Annotated in this window: 15 protein-coding genes; 7 read left to right on the top strand and 8 right to left on the bottom strand. The window is 42.4% G+C overall.

The features are described 5' to 3' along the window. Nucleotides 1-27: 27 nt before the first annotated feature. The 5 genes from AC1XUE_RS21710 to AC1XUE_RS21690 form a co-directional block, all read right to left on the bottom strand. Nucleotides 28-1,581, bottom strand: a complete 1,554-nt coding sequence (locus tag AC1XUE_RS21710) for a Do family serine endopeptidase (protein ID WP_483358113.1) — start codon at nucleotides 1,579-1,581, stop codon at nucleotides 28-30. Nucleotides 1,582-1,801: 220 nt separating this feature from the next. Next, nucleotides 1,802-2,233, bottom strand: a complete 432-nt coding sequence (locus tag AC1XUE_RS21705) for an Hsp20/alpha crystallin family protein (protein ID WP_483358112.1) — start codon at nucleotides 2,231-2,233, stop codon at nucleotides 1,802-1,804. Nucleotides 2,234-2,540: 307 nt separating this feature from the next. Then, nucleotides 2,541-3,287, bottom strand: a complete 747-nt coding sequence (gene rnc / locus AC1XUE_RS21700; RefSeq protein WP_483358111.1) for a ribonuclease III — start codon at nucleotides 3,285-3,287, stop codon at nucleotides 2,541-2,543. Between the two features lie 10 nt (nucleotides 3,288-3,297). Further along, on the bottom strand, nucleotides 3,298-4,554 hold the full coding sequence (gene fabF / locus AC1XUE_RS21695) for a beta-ketoacyl-ACP synthase II (protein WP_483358110.1): 1,257 nt from the start codon (nucleotides 4,552-4,554) through the stop codon (nucleotides 3,298-3,300). 45 nt (nucleotides 4,555-4,599) lie between these two features. Beyond that, complete coding sequence (locus AC1XUE_RS21690; protein ID WP_015813362.1) at nucleotides 4,600-4,836, bottom strand: acyl carrier protein; 237 nt, start codon at nucleotides 4,834-4,836, stop codon at nucleotides 4,600-4,602. A gap of 229 nt (nucleotides 4,837-5,065) precedes the next feature. Between AC1XUE_RS21690 and kdsA the strand changes: the two genes are divergently transcribed. The 4 genes from kdsA (at nucleotide 5,066) to AC1XUE_RS21670 (ending at nucleotide 7,725) form a co-directional block, all read left to right on the top strand. Next, complete coding sequence (gene kdsA / locus AC1XUE_RS21685; RefSeq protein WP_483358109.1) at nucleotides 5,066-5,878, top strand: 3-deoxy-8-phosphooctulonate synthase; 813 nt, start codon at nucleotides 5,066-5,068, stop codon at nucleotides 5,876-5,878. An 83-nt stretch (nucleotides 5,879-5,961) separates the two neighbouring features. Then, nucleotides 5,962-6,612: a phosphatase PAP2 family protein gene (locus AC1XUE_RS21680; protein ID WP_483358108.1), complete on the top strand. Its 651-nt coding sequence runs from the start codon at nucleotides 5,962-5,964 to the stop codon at nucleotides 6,610-6,612. Between the two features lie 100 nt (nucleotides 6,613-6,712). Continuing rightward, entirely contained in the window at nucleotides 6,713-7,171 is a 459-nt protein-coding gene (locus AC1XUE_RS21675; RefSeq protein ID WP_483358107.1) for a GyrI-like domain-containing protein, read from the top strand. 11 nt (nucleotides 7,172-7,182) lie between these two features. Further along, a complete protein-coding gene (locus AC1XUE_RS21670) occupies nucleotides 7,183-7,725 on the top strand; it encodes a DNA-3-methyladenine glycosylase I (RefSeq protein ID WP_483358106.1) in 543 nt (180 codons plus the stop codon). A 17-nt stretch (nucleotides 7,726-7,742) separates the two neighbouring features. Here AC1XUE_RS21670 and AC1XUE_RS21665 read toward each other — a convergent pair whose 3' ends face one another. After that, complete coding sequence (locus tag AC1XUE_RS21665) at nucleotides 7,743-9,383, bottom strand: glycerophosphodiester phosphodiesterase family protein (RefSeq protein ID WP_483358105.1); 1,641 nt, start codon at nucleotides 9,381-9,383, stop codon at nucleotides 7,743-7,745. A gap of 146 nt (nucleotides 9,384-9,529) precedes the next feature. Next, the gene (locus AC1XUE_RS21660) at nucleotides 9,530-10,447 is read right to left on the bottom strand and encodes a PfkB family carbohydrate kinase (protein WP_483358104.1); all 918 of its coding nucleotides are present in this window, start codon (nucleotides 10,445-10,447) and stop codon (nucleotides 9,530-9,532) included. Between the two features lie 357 nt (nucleotides 10,448-10,804). Here AC1XUE_RS21660 and cysS point away from each other — a divergent pair, with 357 nt between their 5' ends. From cysS to AC1XUE_RS21645, 3 genes are read left to right on the top strand one after another with little or no spacing between them, the layout of a single operon-like run. Then, entirely contained in the window at nucleotides 10,805-12,307 is a 1,503-nt protein-coding gene (cysS, locus tag AC1XUE_RS21655; RefSeq protein WP_483358103.1) for a cysteine--tRNA ligase, read from the top strand. A 3-nt stretch (nucleotides 12,308-12,310) separates the two neighbouring features. Continuing rightward, nucleotides 12,311-12,829 (top strand): DUF192 domain-containing protein, encoded by a 519-nt coding sequence (locus AC1XUE_RS21650; RefSeq protein WP_483358102.1) that lies wholly within the window; start codon nucleotides 12,311-12,313, stop codon nucleotides 12,827-12,829. Next, a complete protein-coding gene (locus tag AC1XUE_RS21645) occupies nucleotides 12,813-13,838 on the top strand; it encodes a M28 family peptidase (RefSeq protein ID WP_483358101.1) in 1,026 nt (341 codons plus the stop codon). Before AC1XUE_RS21650 ends, AC1XUE_RS21645 begins: the two co-directional genes overlap by 17 nt. A 127-nt stretch (nucleotides 13,839-13,965) precedes the next feature. Here the strand turns inward: AC1XUE_RS21645 and pbpC are convergent, their stop codons facing one another. Beyond that, nucleotides 13,966-16,194 (bottom strand): penicillin-binding protein 1C, encoded by a 2,229-nt coding sequence (gene pbpC, locus AC1XUE_RS21640; RefSeq protein WP_483358421.1) that lies wholly within the window; start codon nucleotides 16,192-16,194, stop codon nucleotides 13,966-13,968. Nucleotides 16,195-16,198: the final 4 nt, after the last annotated feature.

The raw sequence follows: 16,198 nt of genomic DNA, 5'->3' as shown, positions 1-16,198 counted from the left end.
CGCTCTCTTTTTTGTATTTACTATTGCTTACAACCGGAATCCGAATGAGAATACATCATAGGGAGCATCAGGATACAAACCTTCAAACTGCACCATTGACTCTTCTTTACCAGCCATAGCTGCTTCAAATTCTTTCACTGATTTTACAGGCTTACCGTTTACTTTTGTAATGATAAATCCTTCTTCCACGCGAGAACGGCCGAATTTACCTCCTTCTACAGAAAGTACTTTTACGCCGCCTTCCACTTTGTACCTTGCTAATCTGGATTTTTCCTGATCGTTGAGATTACCAAACTGAGCTCCCAAAGCTGCCATGACAGAAGCACTTTCATCTTTCTTGATAATATCGGAGCCACCTGTACGGTTTCGCAATGTTACAGCCAGGTCTTTCTCTTTACCGTCACGGTTTACAGTAAGATTTACCTTGTCACCAGGCTTACGTAAACCAATCGCCTGCTGCAACTGAGGAACAGAATGAATATCAACTCCATCTACTTTCACAATTACGTCACCCTTTTGTGCACCACCTGCCTGACCAGCACTGTTTTCAGTAAAGTCACGAACGTAAACACCATCGTTTACCTTCACACCATATTCTTCCGCTTTTCTGCTATCAAGTTCGTCAAGGAAAATACCCAGGTAACCTCTCTGTACATTACCAAACTTGATGATATCTCCAGATACTTTTTTCACGATACTCGATGGAACTGCAAATGCATATCCTGCAAAACTACCGGTTGGACTCGCAATGGCTGTATTGATACCAATCAGTTCGCCTTTCAGGTTCACCAATGCCCCACCACTATTTCCTGGATTCACAACAGCATCTGTCTGGATAAAAGATTCGAGTGGAGAATCTCCTGCCATAGCTGCAGCTGGTGTAACACCGTTACGACGGCTCTGCTGACCAATAATACCTAATCCACGTCCTTTCGCGCTGATGATACCGGCGGTTACGGTCGATTCAAGATTAAAAGGGTTACCTACTGCAACCACCCACTCCCCAACTTTTACAGCATCCGAACTTCCCAAAGTAATTGCAGGAAGGTTTTTTGATTCGATCTTGATCACCGCAATATCAGTGGAAGGATCTGTCCCGATTATTTTTGCACGAAACTTACCTTTGTTATGTAAGGTAACTTCAACCTCCTGTGCCCCTTCTACTACGTGGTTATTCGTTACAATATAACCATCAGAAGAAATGATTACGCCTGAGCCTGAAGCTTCCTGCGGCTGAGATCTTCCTCCGCCGCCAAAGTCACCACCCATGCCACCACCAAAAAAATCTCTGAACATTTCTTCCATATCACCACCTCCACGACGACCGCCTCCTCGTGCTGATTGCGTAACTGTTGACTTTATGTGCACTACAGTTGGAGTCGTTGCCTCTGCAGCATACACAAAATCACCTGGAGCACCGGCAGGGGCTCCGGCTGAAGTAAAGCGAGCCAAAGATTCTCCAGGCGCCTCTTTAATAATTACATCTGTACCATTATTTGTTCCTAACAGCTTAAAGCCGGCAAGGGTTGACGCACTGGAAATCAACCCAACCAACACTAAGCTTTTCCAATTTGTTTTCATATACTATGTTGGGGTTTTATATTATGATCTGATAACGCAAAGCAAGGCATAATCTATTCCCGTCTGAAAAGCTTTTAACATAATTTAACAAAGCATAAACCTTTTTAAAACAGTTGGTTCTTCTGTTAGAATCACCACTGATGATAAAAGCTCAGAAACTGACAAAAATATAAAAGGGCGCTATCTGATAAAAATAACGCCCTTTCAAATTTAGAATTTTTTATGCAATCTCAATCTCTCTTGCAGGCTTATCTTTGGCTTCCTCACGTTTCGGTAAGGTTACTGTCAGGATCCCATCCGCATAAGCAGCACCTATTTTTTCACCATCTACTGTGTTAGGAAGTGTGAAGGTACGTTGGAAAGAAGCATATTTAAACTCTCTGCGTGTATACTTTTCAGTTTCGTTTTCAGCATTTACCTGTTCTTTGGAAGCAGAAATCGTCAGCTGGTTTTTTTCCAGATTCAATTTGAAATCACCTTTACTAAGACCTGGTGCCGCTACTTCAATCTTGAATCCTTCTACACCTTCCAAAACATTTACTGCAGGGACGCTTCCTGAGAACACAGGATTGTACAGTTCATTAAATAAGTCTTTTCCAAATAAACCGTTGAAGTGTTTAGGTGCGAATTGTGTTTTTACTAATGTGCTCATTGTTGCTATGTTTTTATGTTGTTTGATTTTGAATCTTGGTATCGTTCGGATACGTATTCAACATATCAACTTCCATTCCTACATAAAATAACAAGAAATTAAGCGACATAATGTCGCACTTATTTCAAAACAATTGAAAATAATGACAAAATGGCGCAAATATAGCCTTTAAAAGCCGACAATTTAACCTATACTTACCCAATATCTGTTTTAATAAACAACCTTATATCAGGCAAGAACAGTTACAAAAAGTAAAACCTCAACCATTCAAGGCAGAGGTAGCAAGGTGGATGATTATAACAGGATCTTATCTCAGCTCCAGTAGTGCACAGGCCTGTTCAGAAGCAGATTGCTCCGCTTTCTTTTTCGTGAAACCGTTTCCAACCGCAAAGGGCTCTTCGTTAACCAGAATTTGAGAGATAAATTCCCTATGGTGACGGGTCCCCCTTTCCTCCAGAATTTCAAAACGAATTTCTTTGCCCTCGCGCTGAGCCCACTCAATGATAAGACTCTTAAAGTTGACATTATTCTGAATAATGCTATCCAGATCATAATGCGTGATGAGCTTACTGATAATGAAAGTACGGGTGAAACGAAAACCTTTATCCAGATAAATAGCACCCACAAAAGCTTCGAGCGCATCGCCATACATAGATGAGCGTGGCGACATGCCGCGGCGGTTTCCATCATACTCAATGAGATGATCCAGTCCAAGCTTGCGGGAAATCTGGTTCAGTGATTCACGGTTAACAATCCTTGACCGGATCTCGGTAAGAAAACCTTCGTCTTTATAAGGATATTTGGTAAAAAGGAACTCAGCTACAACCATTCCCAAAACTGCATCACCCAGATATTCAAGTCTCTCGTTGGACTCCCGAAAACCTTTGATGGCTGTTTCTCTGGAAGCAGAGGTATGCCTGAAAGCGAGTTGATACACACCCAGATTAGAAGGGCGGTCACCAATCACATGCGCAATCGATTCTTTAAATTTTTTATCCTCAGCACTTCCGGTTCTGAAAAGAGAGAGTATCGGTATAAGAATTCGCTTTGCCAAGTTCTATTTTTTAATCTCCGTCGTACTTTTTGAAAATGACTGACGCGTTATGTCCGCCAAAACCGAAAGTATTACTTAAGGCTATGTTAACCTCGCGTTTCTGCGCTTTATTGAAGGTAAGATTCAGACGTGGATTAATTTCAGGATCGTCTGTAAAATGGTTGATTGTAGGAGGAATAATCTGATCACGGATTGCAAGGATACATGCAGCAGCTTCAATAGCTCCGGCACCTCCCAGCAAATGACCCGTCATAGATTTTGTAGAGCTGATATTCATTTTATATGCATGCTCTCCAAAGAACTTCTCAATCGCTTTAATTTCCTGTGGATCACCAATCGGAGTTGATGTTCCGTGGGTATTGATATAGTCAATGTCCTCAGGATTAATACCTGCGTTTTCAACAGTGTTTTTCATCACCATATAAGCGCCTCTTCCTTCCGGATGAGGTGCAGTGATATGATATGCATCCGATGACATACCACCACCGATCATTTCAGCATAAATTTTTGCCCCACGTGCTTTTGCGTGTTCGTATTCTTCGAGTATCAAAGCAGCACCACCTTCTCCCAAAACAAAACCATCACGATCCTTATCATAAGGACGGGATGCTGTTTCCGGAGAATCATTGCGCTCTGACAAGGCTTTGAGCGCATTAAATCCACCCATACCTGCGTTAGTGACAGCAGCTTCAGAACCACCCGATATACACACATTCATCATACCCAAACGGATATAATTGAAAGCATCTATCAAAGCATTCGTAGCAGAAGCACAAGCAGAAACTGTAATGAAAGTAGGCCCTCTGAATCCGTAACGGATTGAAATAACACCCGACGCACTATCCGCAATCATCTTAGGAATAAAGAATGGATTGAAACGTGGGTTTCTGCCGCCTTCAGAAAAGTTTAAAACTTCATCTTCAAATGTCTTCAATCCACCTATTCCGGATCCCCAAATTACACCGGCTTTGTCAAGATCAAGCTTATCTGTGTCAAAGCCGGCGTCCTTCATCGCTTCGTCAGAAGCAATGACGGCATACTGGGTAAATGGATCCATTTTACGGGCTTCCTGCCGAGGTATGTAATCATTGATATCCAGTCCCTTTACCTCACAGGCAAATCGGGTACGAAACTTCTCTGCATCAAATCTGGTAATAGGAGCAGCACCGCTGACACCAGCAACCAAATTTTTCCAAAAAGTAGGAACATCATTACCAACAGGCGTTAATGCGCCCATTCCCGTGATTACAACTCGCTTAAAACTCATAAAATAAAGGACAGAAAGAAGATGATACTGTAAAAGAAACTTGAATTACTTCACGTTTTCTTCAAGGTATGCAACAGCCTGACCAACTGTACCAATGTTTTCTGCTTGATCGTCAGGAATAGAAAGGTTGAACTCTTTCTCAAATTCCATGATCAATTCAACGGTATCTAGAGAGTCTGCTCCCAAGTCGTTCTGGAAGTTTGCTTCTGGCGTAACCTCCGACTCTTCTACGCCGAGTTTTTCGACGATAATTTGCTTAACTCTTTCTGCAATTGCTGACATTTTATAAACACTTTTTGGTTAAAATCGCAACAAAGAAAGATATTTCAGTTCACTTTGTCAAAATTTTTTTAGACGTTTAAATTTATTGCTCTCTGATGCCTGAATTTTAAAAAAACAGAAAATCAGTTGATTGTGCTTATACGTTTCAATAAAAGTATCAATCTCATAGAGAACATTAGGGATAACTGTACATTCGCAAAACTTTTGATTATATCAGATTTACCACGACATGATAAGCATACCTCAATTAAAAAATACAGATTCTCCTATGTTCTTTCTGATGGCCGGCCCATGTGCCATTGAAGGACGTGATATGGCATTACGGATTGCAGAACATATCGTTACAGTAACCGACCGACTCAAAATTCCTTATATTTTCAAAGGTTCTTACAGAAAAGCCAATCGTACAAAAATTGATTCCTTCACAGGTATAGGTGATGAGAAGGCGCTCAAAATTTTGCGTGAAGTGAGTGAGACGTTTGGTATACCTACCGTTACAGATATTCATGAATCACATGAGGCCGCATTTGCTGCAGAATATGTAGATGTGTTGCAAATACCCGCTTTCCTTTGTCGTCAAACCGAACTACTGGCTGCAGCAGCACGTACGGGAAAAGCGGTAAATGTCAAAAAAGGCCAGTTCCTTTCTGGTGCCTCGATGAAATTCGCAGCCGAAAAAATACATGAAGTGAATCCGGAATGCCAGGTGTTACTTACCGACAGAGGTAACAGTTTTGGCTATGGGGATCTGATCGTGGATTACCGCAATCTTCCGGAAATGCAATCCTTTGGCGTACCTGTAATTATGGATTGTACTCATTCCCTTCAACAGCCTAACCAGAGTTCTGGTGTGACAGGAGGGAAACCTAAACTGATCGAAACCATTGCCAAAGCGGCCATCGCCGTCGGAGCGGATGGTCTGTTTATCGAAACGCATTTCAATCCAGCCGAAGCAAAATCGGATGGTGCAAATATGCTTCCTCTGGATCAGCTTGAAGGATTACTGGAGAGATTAGTACGAGTAAAACAGGCGATTTTATGATTTGCCATCCTGCGTCTATTTGTGCCAGTCAATATTTGACGCAATTAACCGGATCTCTGCACAGATTGAGATCCGGTTATTGTATGTTACTTATGCTCTGGTGCCTTGCTCCTTTTGGTGCATCGGAGGTAAATGCGCAGTCAACCGACTCCACACAATTGTGGGTGGTGAAACCTATGGATGTGATTCCGCCTGTTTCGCTTGCATTGGCAGGATTAATAACGCAGGGAAAAATAAGCAGGCATCTACAAAGGGAAGTCGTTAGCAGCTATCCTGGTTTCAGGACCCGTGTCGACGATTACCTTCCTTACGCTCCCGGTGTAGTAAGTCTCAGTTTGGCTGCTTCGGGTGTAAAGGGAAAGCACAAGCTGGGTGATCAATTGATACTCGCTCTGCTTTCAAACATGATCGCACAGGGTGTGACACAGAGTATGAAACGCATTATTGCTTATCCCAGACCAAACGGGGAAGACAACCATTCTTTTCCGTCAGGCCATACCACGACTGCTTTTACGAATGCGACTCTTCTCCATGAGGAATATGGACATAGAAGTGCCCTATACAGTATAGGTGGATATGGCACAGCTACAGCGGTGGGAACAATGCGCGTTTTGAACAACAAACACTGGCTGGCTGATGTACTCATGGGTGCAGGGGTAGGTATTGGTGCTACGAAAGCACTTTATATCAGCTATCCATGGATGCAAAGGACAGTACGACGTATAAAACACTGATGCTGCTTTCATCTTCTTTACTTATTCTTTCAAAAGCTGCTGACATACTGTTGTCATTGTCTCGGGCTTAATTTGTTGCAATTTCAAAACATTTCAATCTATGCAACTTAAGACAATAGCCCCGCTCCACATTTTTTGTTTCGACACTGTAACGACCTTACGGGAACTTCCCAATTATGTTCGTGTAGTAGCTCGTCAACTTTATAAAGACGCTGTTCTGCGTGATCTCGAAATAACAGGTCCGGTTTACTGGATTTACAAAGGGGCTGACGGCAATCCTGATACCCCATTTGCTCTTACTATTGCACTTCCCGTATCTCCACAAGATACCGACATCAGCAATTGTGAATTTGATCTGAGAATATTACCGGCTTTCCGATGCATGTCCTGCACGCACAATGGCGAATGGTCCAGCCTTGGTGAAACGTATGGCGGAATCATTTCAGAAATTCTGGTAAAGGAGCCCGCTATGAGTGGAGAAAACAGAGAAATTTACATCAATATGGATTTTGAGAATCCGGAAAGAAATATAACTGAGGTTCAGGTCGGACTTATATAAATGTATTAACCATGTCTTACTGCCATTATATCAATAATCAGATTTCCGAGCACCCTGATTACCTACTGAATAAGCACTATCATGATCATCAATATGGATTTTCAATTGAAGATGATGATGAGCTTTTTGGCAGATTTATACTTGAAATCAATCAGGCGGGACTAAGTTGGACGCTCATGCTTCGCAAACAGAATAGTTTCAGAACCGCATACGACCAATTCTGTATTGAAAAAATTGCTGCTTACGATGAAAACGACCGCGACCGATTGATGCAGGATTCAGGCATCATCCGCAATAGACTTAAAATAAACGCAGCCATTGTCAACGCTCAGAAAATAGTAGAGCTTCAGCAAGAGTTCGGATCTTTTAAGGCGTGGCTGGATGCTCACCAATCTCTCGATAAAGCCGCCTGGACTAAGTTGTTTAAAAAAACTTTCAAATTTACCGGAGGCGAGATAGTCAATGAATTTTTGATGAGTACGGGCTATCTGCCGGGAGCACATACTCCTGACTGCCCGGTTTACAAAAAAATCCAATCTCATTTAAACTCATAATAACAAGCGTATCCCACCTATTTGGCGGGATACGCTTGTTCAAGCCATGTCAGCATTTTCTCCATCACATCAATCATAGAACCTGCGCTCATTCCGTGTTTGTCATCAGGATAAAGTTCGTACTGCGCAGGAATGTCCAGGCTCAATAATTTTTTATAAAGGTTTTCAGCCTGACTCACATGTACAAGCGGATCCTGTCCGCCATGGAACAGAATTGTTGGCACGCCAGTCTCTTTGGTGAGATGATAGGACGGACTGGCATCTTTTGCAATTTGCGCTTTCGGGTCTTTCTCTCCCAAAAACCTGATCACCGTGTTATCTGCATCACTACCATCCGCACGCACCAGCTTATCGGTCAAATCTGTCGGTCCCCAAAGATCAATCACACCTTTTACTTTTTTCTCCGTATTATGTCCGTAAGCATATAGCATAGCTAAATGAGCACCTGCACTTCCGCCTATCAGCAGAAATTCACTCCCGTCATACTGATACTTTCCTGATTTATCGGATAAGAATTTCAGCGCTCTTTCAACATCCTGAATCTGCGCAGGAAAAATATCCTTCCCATCCTTCACCAATCTGTAATTCATCGACACTACCGCATATCCTCTTTTACCTGCGAGCTCATCTATGAAAGCATCAGGAAATTCGCTTTTGTCTCCCCCACTCCAGGAACCACCATGTATATATACAATTACCTTCGTAGAATCCGTACGGGCTCGAGACACATAAGCATCCAGTAAATTCTCATTACCCGGTGCATCACCATATTTTACATCTTTCAATGTGATGTAGCCTGATTTCTTTTTTGAGGTTTGAAGCGCTGCCGTGACAGGAACACCATTTCTCCAGCCTTTCTTTTTCAGGAATGCAATCAATTCATATGGCTTGTCGGTCTGCAATCCGTGTACACCTTTATGTAATGCCACTTCCCAGGAATCCGGTCCTTCCGAAGGGTTCTGAACGTCGAGCCATACTGATACGCCCTTTTCAGCTGCTGTCCGTACCATTTCAGGATCAGCAATGTTATCAAGAACCTCCATTTTTACCTGCCCGAGAAACATATCTAGTTGTGCACTGGTTTTCACCTCGTCAATCAGGCTCGTCATTAAAGGCATCTGAGGAGCCTCAGTGCGCCATTGCTTATAATGTGGTATTTTATTGATAAATACCACTACTTGTTTTTCCATTCCAGCCTCGCGGATCTGCTCCCAGGTCTGTTTTACATCCGCTTCTTTGAAATCCAGATAAATATTGATCTTTCCTTTACAGGTTTTCAACACCTCTCTGAATTCGGGAATCTGATGTGGTTTTTTTGTTCCGTTTACTACTTTCAGCCCTCGTAATGCTGCTAAAGTCATATCTGCAACCTGCCCTTTACCGTCTGTTGTACGATCGACAGTTCCGTCGTGCACCACTACCAGATGCCCGTCCTTACTGGTGCGCAGGTCTACCTCTACATAATCTGCACCAGCCTCGATGGCTTCTTGGAACGAAGCAATCGTATTTTCCGGAACATTGACATGATTCCCTCTGTGCGCAATGACGACAAGTTTATTTTTTGATATGGGTAATTGGGCCTGTGAGAATACGACCGTATTCAATACAAGCCAAAGCAGCAGTGCTAAATAGTATTTGTTATTAAGAGAAGTATACATTCTTATGCATGGTTTGAGACAAACGTCAGCATGTATACTAGGAGGTAAGAAAGAAGGACTATTGCAGTCAGGTAGTCACCAAAGTGGTGGCATTTGCGAAAATGTATGGAAACACGATTATGCATTTCCATACAATTTATCTGTTTTTAAGCGATTTCGAAGCTCGAAAGGTTCACGAACTGTTGTACACGCTCGTTAATCTCATCCTGTGTAAGATTTACCAATCTCTCTGTTCCAAACTTCTCTACACAGAAAGATGCCATCGCAGATCCATATATGATAGCGCGCTTCATATTTTCAAAGGATATATCTCCTGTGCTTGCCAGGTAACCGATAAATCCGCCAGCGAATGTATCACCAGCTCCGGTCGGGTCAAAAACTTCTTCCAATGGCAATGCAGGTGCGTAGAAAATGCGCTCTCCCTGGAACAACAGAGCACCGTGCTCTCCTTTTTTTATGACCAGTGTTTTGGGGCCCATTCCCATAATCTTAGCAGCAGCCTTACGCAAAGAATACTCTCCTGAAAGCTGACGGGCTTCTTCGTCGTTGATGGTTACGACGTCCACCATACTGATCACCTCTTTCAGGTCTTCCAGTGCGATGTTCATCCATAAGTTCATTGTATCCAGCATGATCAGCTTCGGACGCGCAGCAATACGTTCAATAACCAACTTTTGTGTAGCAGGAACTGTATTTCCTAACATCAAGAATTGTGTCGACTGATAAGCTTCAGGAATGATCGGATCGAAGTCTTCCATTACATTCAGCTGAGTCTCCAGCGTGTCCCGTGTGTTCATATCTTCGTGATATTTACCCGACCAGAAGAAAGTTTTGCCATCCGGAATGACCTTCAAACCCTCTGTATTTACGCCGTGATCTTGCAAAAGACTTACCATGCTATCAGGAAAATCGCCACCTACAACTGCAACCAGATTGTTCTCCTTAGTAAAATAGGAGGCAGACAACGTAATATATGTAGCAGCACCGCCAATTATTTTATCCGTTTTGCCAAAAGGGGTTTCCAGAGCGTCGAACGCAACAGATCCAACTGTTAATAAACTCATAAAGTAGTATTGTATTGATTTTAAGTATGTTTCAAATAATTTTTTTGTCCGAAAACGGTGCGAAGATAAAGAAAACAGGCGAATAGCTTATCGACCTATTGCCTATAATGAGAAACAGGTGCAATCTATCATGGGTTATTTGTTATTTTTGCGAATGAGGGGTTAACTCAGAATAAAACAAATGACCAGGAACGTTATTTTTCGGGTTCCGGTAGTATTTACCTAAGGCAATATTAACATACCAGTTGGGTTGAAACAGATTAACTCCACATGCAAATGAAAACCAAAAGTTGTTGTTCGGGGCAAGTGAATTAGTAATTATCCGAAAACATTCATTCAAAGAAAGCACTTAAATACATGGCCGAGATCACATACCAGCCGCTAAGAATTTTTAATACACTCACTCGAAATAAAGACCTGTTCGAACCTCTCGCTGCTCCTTATGTGGGTATGTATGTGTGTGGTCCGACCGTATACAACAATGTTCATTTAGGCAATATCCGTACTTTTTTATCTTTCGATATACTATTCCGGTATCTTACCCATATAGGTTACAAGGTCAGATACGTCAGAAATATCACCGACGTGGGCCACTTGGTAGGAGACGGAGACGAAGGAGAAGACAAAATCGGGAAAATGGCAAAACTCCAGAAACTGGAGCCGATGGAGATTGTGCAGCGCTATACGAATGATTTCCACGATGTATCAGCCACATTTAATCTATTGCCACCAAGTATAGAACCTACGGCAACGGGACACCTTATAGAGCAAATTGAAGCTGTCCAGGCACTGATCGATAAGGGAATGGCATATGAATCGAATGGATCAGTTTATTTCGATATCAATAAGTACCAGGCCAGCGGTAACAATTATGGCCGGCTGTCTGGGAGAATTATTGAAGACCTGCTCAACGAAACCCGGGAGCTCGACGGACAAGCAGAAAAACTGAATCCCCTGGATTTTGCACTATGGAAGAAAGCCAGTCCGGAGCATATTATGCAATGGGATTCTCCCTGGGGCATGGGATTTCCGGGATGGCACCTGGAATGTACTTGTATGAGTGCTAAATATCTGGGTAAGCAATTCGATATTCACGGAGGCGGAATGGATCTCAAATTCCCACACCACGAATGCGAAATAGCACAGGGAAAAGCACTTACCAACATTGAGCCTGTCAGATACTGGATGCATACGAATATGCTGACAGTAAACGGACAGAAAATGTCAAAATCGCTCAACAATTCGTTTCTTCCTGCTCAATTGTTTTCAGGCAACCATGAGCTACTCGAACAGGCATACAGCCCGATGACGGTTCGCTTCTTTATGCTCCAGAGCCAATACAGAAGTACGCTTGATTTTTCAAATGATGCGCTAAAAGCAGCTCAGAAAGGATATAAGAAACTGGCGAATGCCATTCGGATTATCAAAAGGATGTCATTTTCGACTGACGGAGAAACAGATACAGACGAAAAGAAAATTGCAGACATCAAAAAATCGATTGACGGCTTCTATACAGCTATGAACGATGATCTGAATACTGCCGTTGCTTTTGCAAACCTGTTCAATATGGTCAAGTATGTGAATATGCTTAATCTCGGACAGTTAAAACCAGAGGCGCTTGGAGAAGATGTTTTCAATGAATTGAAAACTAAATTCATTTCTTTTTTCGAAGATGTATTGGGATTGAAAGAGGAATTAACTGAAGGAAGCGCTGTATTGGATGGAATGCTGAATCTGTACAGAGAATACAAGCAAACCAGAAATTACGAAAAAGTAGACGAAATTCGTTCGTATTTTAAAAAGCAAGGCCTTGCTATTCATGATACTAAGATTAGAATAGATTGGGCCTACGAAGAGTAAGGTATGAAAAACCGGCAGTCCATATTTGCTTACACCCTGCTGGCAGTTTTCCTGCTGGGCGGTGTAGCATATATGCTGGCACCTTTCCTCACTGAAAAAACACCCCCGGTAAGGCAGGTTAGCATACCGGAAACCAGTGCTCATGAAGCGATTACTAAAGAAGGAGAATTAGTATTTCTCCGCAATGGCAGAAAAATTGTCAAGATTGACGTAGAAATTGCGGAAAATGATACTGAACGGAACAAAGGGCTCATGTACCGCCCCTACATTCCTGACTCTACCGGCATGCTATTCATCTTTCCAGAACCAAAAGAACTTGGCTTTTGGATGAAGAACACACAGATTCCGCTGGATATTATGTATGTAGATACCAATAAAAAAATCATTTCTATTCAAAAACATACGAAACCTTTTTCCGAAGAGAGCCTTCCTTCTAATGGCATAGCGCAATATGTAGTAGAGGTAAATGCCGGATTCAGTGATCGTAACGATATAAAACCTGGTGATGTCATTTCATTTTAGAAATCAATTGCAGAAAGCTCTGTTGATGCTTTCTGCAATTATAATTTTCAATAGCTGTAAAACCGAAACAAGTTCGGAGCAGACTGCAGAACAAACCATTCAGTTGGTAACGGCACCTGCCTTTAATCAGGATTCGGCCTATTCATTTATTCAGAAACAGGTAGATTTTGGTCCCCGGGTACCCAATAGTGCTGCTCACGTACAATGCGGCGACTACCTGGTGGGAACGCTCAAAAGATTAGGATTTGAAGTAACAGAACAGAATTTCACAGCTACAACCTATGACAATCATAAGTTGAAAGCCCGCAATATCATCGGTAGTTTCAATCCGTCTGCTTCAAAGCGTATTCTTCTTGCATCACATTGGGATTCCCGCCCCTATTCTGACCAGGATTCTGTCAACAAAAACAAACCTGTTCTCGCCGCTAATGATGGTGCCAGTGGTGTAGGTGTTTTACTTGAGATTGCCCGAACACTTTCTTCAATCCAAAACAAACCGGATGTAGGTGTTGATATTATATTTTTTGATGCTGAAGATTGGGGTAGTTCAAATGGAGAAGCAAAGGATAAATTCAGCGGATACTGCCTGGGTTCACAATATTGGGCAGCAAACAAACACATACCTAACTATACAGCATATTTCGGAATACTGCTGGATATGGTAGGAGCAAAAAATGCAACATTCCTCAAAGAAGGCTATTCGGTAGAATTGGCTGACGACGTGGTGAAGACCGTATGGGACTTGGCGGCTCAGCTGGGATATAGCAATTATTTTATTGACAGAAGAGGCTCAGCAATTACGGATGATCATGTGCCTGTAAACGAAACGGCGAAAATCCCAATGATCGACATTATCCATACAAACGCTGACAATATTGCCAACACATTCTTTGAGGATTGGCATACCACTCATGATACCATGGAAAATATTGACCCGAAAACGCTAAAAGCTGTAGGGCAAACACTGATGCAGGTTCTATTTCAGGAAGCTCAGCCGGAGACTATGTAGGGGTTTTATGATGAGGCAATTGTCATTTATTGTCAAGGGTGGTAATTTGTAGTGAGGAATGGTCAGGTATAAATGACCAAACGTGACTATTCATGACCCTACATAACTATTTCCTGACCACACATGACTAAAAAACACCCACTTTGATCCACAAATCTGAGTTCCTTCCCTTATCGTCACTACATGATATTTTCACTCTGCCCAAAGGTGGGCTTAGGAAAACTGGTTCATTAGGGCTGGATTTTCTAAAAAGTTTATCATTTACGTACCAGTAAACCACCTCAACATCATTCGCTGCCTGACAAGCCAGCTGAATTTGTTGTGGATCTTCCTTTCTGATAAAATATTCACTTCCCTCGTTCGGACTTACAATAATGGGCGCACCGTCATGGAAAACCCGCTCACACAAAGGATTATGTGGTGGGAGCTTCGGATATGGGATTTTCTGTTGTTCATAATAGGCAATCAGTTCAGGGGCGAGATTGGCAAATGCTATTTTGGAAACATTGCCATCCGGTAAACAATATGTACAATAAGAAATTTTCCCATCTGTGAATACGTATCTCATATGCGAGCACTTCCTATATACCGACACACCCATGATATATTGCGCGGTAATCTGATGATCGCAAAAACCAGAAGGAATATCACCACTTACTGCACATACTTTCCGTAACTGCACATTAGCCGGGGCGCTGTACCATCCTTTGGGTGAGTTGTAGTCCAGCGAATTAAATATCGAAAAAAGTAAAGGGGTAGCAGTATTCGCCCCACTTAGCTCCGGCACACCTTCTCCTGAAAAATTCCCTACCCATACACCGACTGTATACCGCTTGTTATAACCAATACTCCAGGCATCCCGTTTTCCGTAAGATGTCCCTGTTTTCCAGGCAATTTTTGGTAAATGATAGGTATTATCAAAGTTCGCAGGCAGATCTGGTCTGGTAATCTGTGTTAATATATCGGTAATCAGGAATGCAGCATCTTCCGAAACGATATGAGCCGTTTTATCAGTCTTTTTCTGATCTCTTAAATAAATCAAAGATTGATAATTGCCTTCATTGGCAAAAGATGCAAACATTCGGGTAATTTCTTCCAGCGTAACCCCGCAGCCACCCAATATCATGGACAATCCCAGTTCCTTTTCCTGTTTTTTCACGGTTTGAAATCCTGATTTTTTCAATTGATTAATCAGGGAAGATGTACCCATTTCTTTCAGAATTCTTACGGCAGGAATATTCAATGAATTGGCCAGAGCAAATTCAGTAGTGACAGGTCCGTTAAAATGCCGGTCAAAGTTTTCAGGCTCATAACCTGAAAAATTACCTGGTACATCATTCAAAACTGTTTTTGGAATAATAATTCCCTTATCAAAAGCAGTCGCATATAGCAAAGGTTTAAGCGTACTTCCGGGTGAACGAACTGCTCTGATTCCATCCACCTGTCCGCCATCGTAAGGATTGTCAAAATCCGCAGAACCCACATAAGCCTCCACTGCCATAGTTTCATTATTGATCACCAGTACAGCAGCATTATGGATGTTTTGGCCACGGAGAAGATTCATGTAATTGTGCACCTGCTGCTCAGTTTGCCGCTGTTGCTGTAATTTCAGGTTCGTCCGGATCACCGGCTGTCCGGAAAATTCTTTCTGAAGCCGAACCGATAAATGCGGCGCAAGACGAGGAACGGCTCTTCTTTTGATGTAGAGTGGTTCTGCTAATGCGTCATGAATGATCTGATCATCAAACAGTCCGTCTGTCAGAAACCGACGTAGCCATGTATTGCGGGCTTCGGCCAAAGCTGTATTTTGAACACCTGGCCTCAAACTCGACGGTCGATTGGGAACTATGGTTAAGGTTGTTATTTCAGCAAGACTTAACAACTGTGGCGGTTTCCCAAAGTAAAGTAACGAAGCGGCTTTTATTCCTTCGATATTTCCTCCATACGGCACCAGATTGAAATAAAACTGTAGAATTTCCGATTTAGAAAAGTGAAGTTCCAGCTGAATAGCCCTGAATATTTCAATTACTTTATTCAGGTAAGTACGTGGATTGGGTCGTAACAGTCTGACCACCTGCATCGTAATGGTAGAAGCTCCTGATGATCGCTTTCCAGAGGAAACATTGCCTATGGTTGCTCTTACTATTGCAAACGGATTAACACCGGGATGGTAATAGAAATACTGATCTTCTTTGTGAATAAGCGTTTTGATCAGGATGGGTGTTATCTCGTTTTCATCCGTGTACATCCTCCACTTGTCATCCGGGCTCAAAAAGGCACTCAGTACCACACCGTCCTCTGCTGTTACCTGTGTCGCATAACGGATGTTTGGTCGGAATGGAAAAAAAAGATCCATCAGC

Source organism: Dyadobacter sp. HNCC25DJ187 (assembly GCF_056895255.1).
The sequence above is the reverse complement of the archived record's forward strand: the minus strand, read 5'-3'. Positions and strand labels throughout refer to the sequence as shown.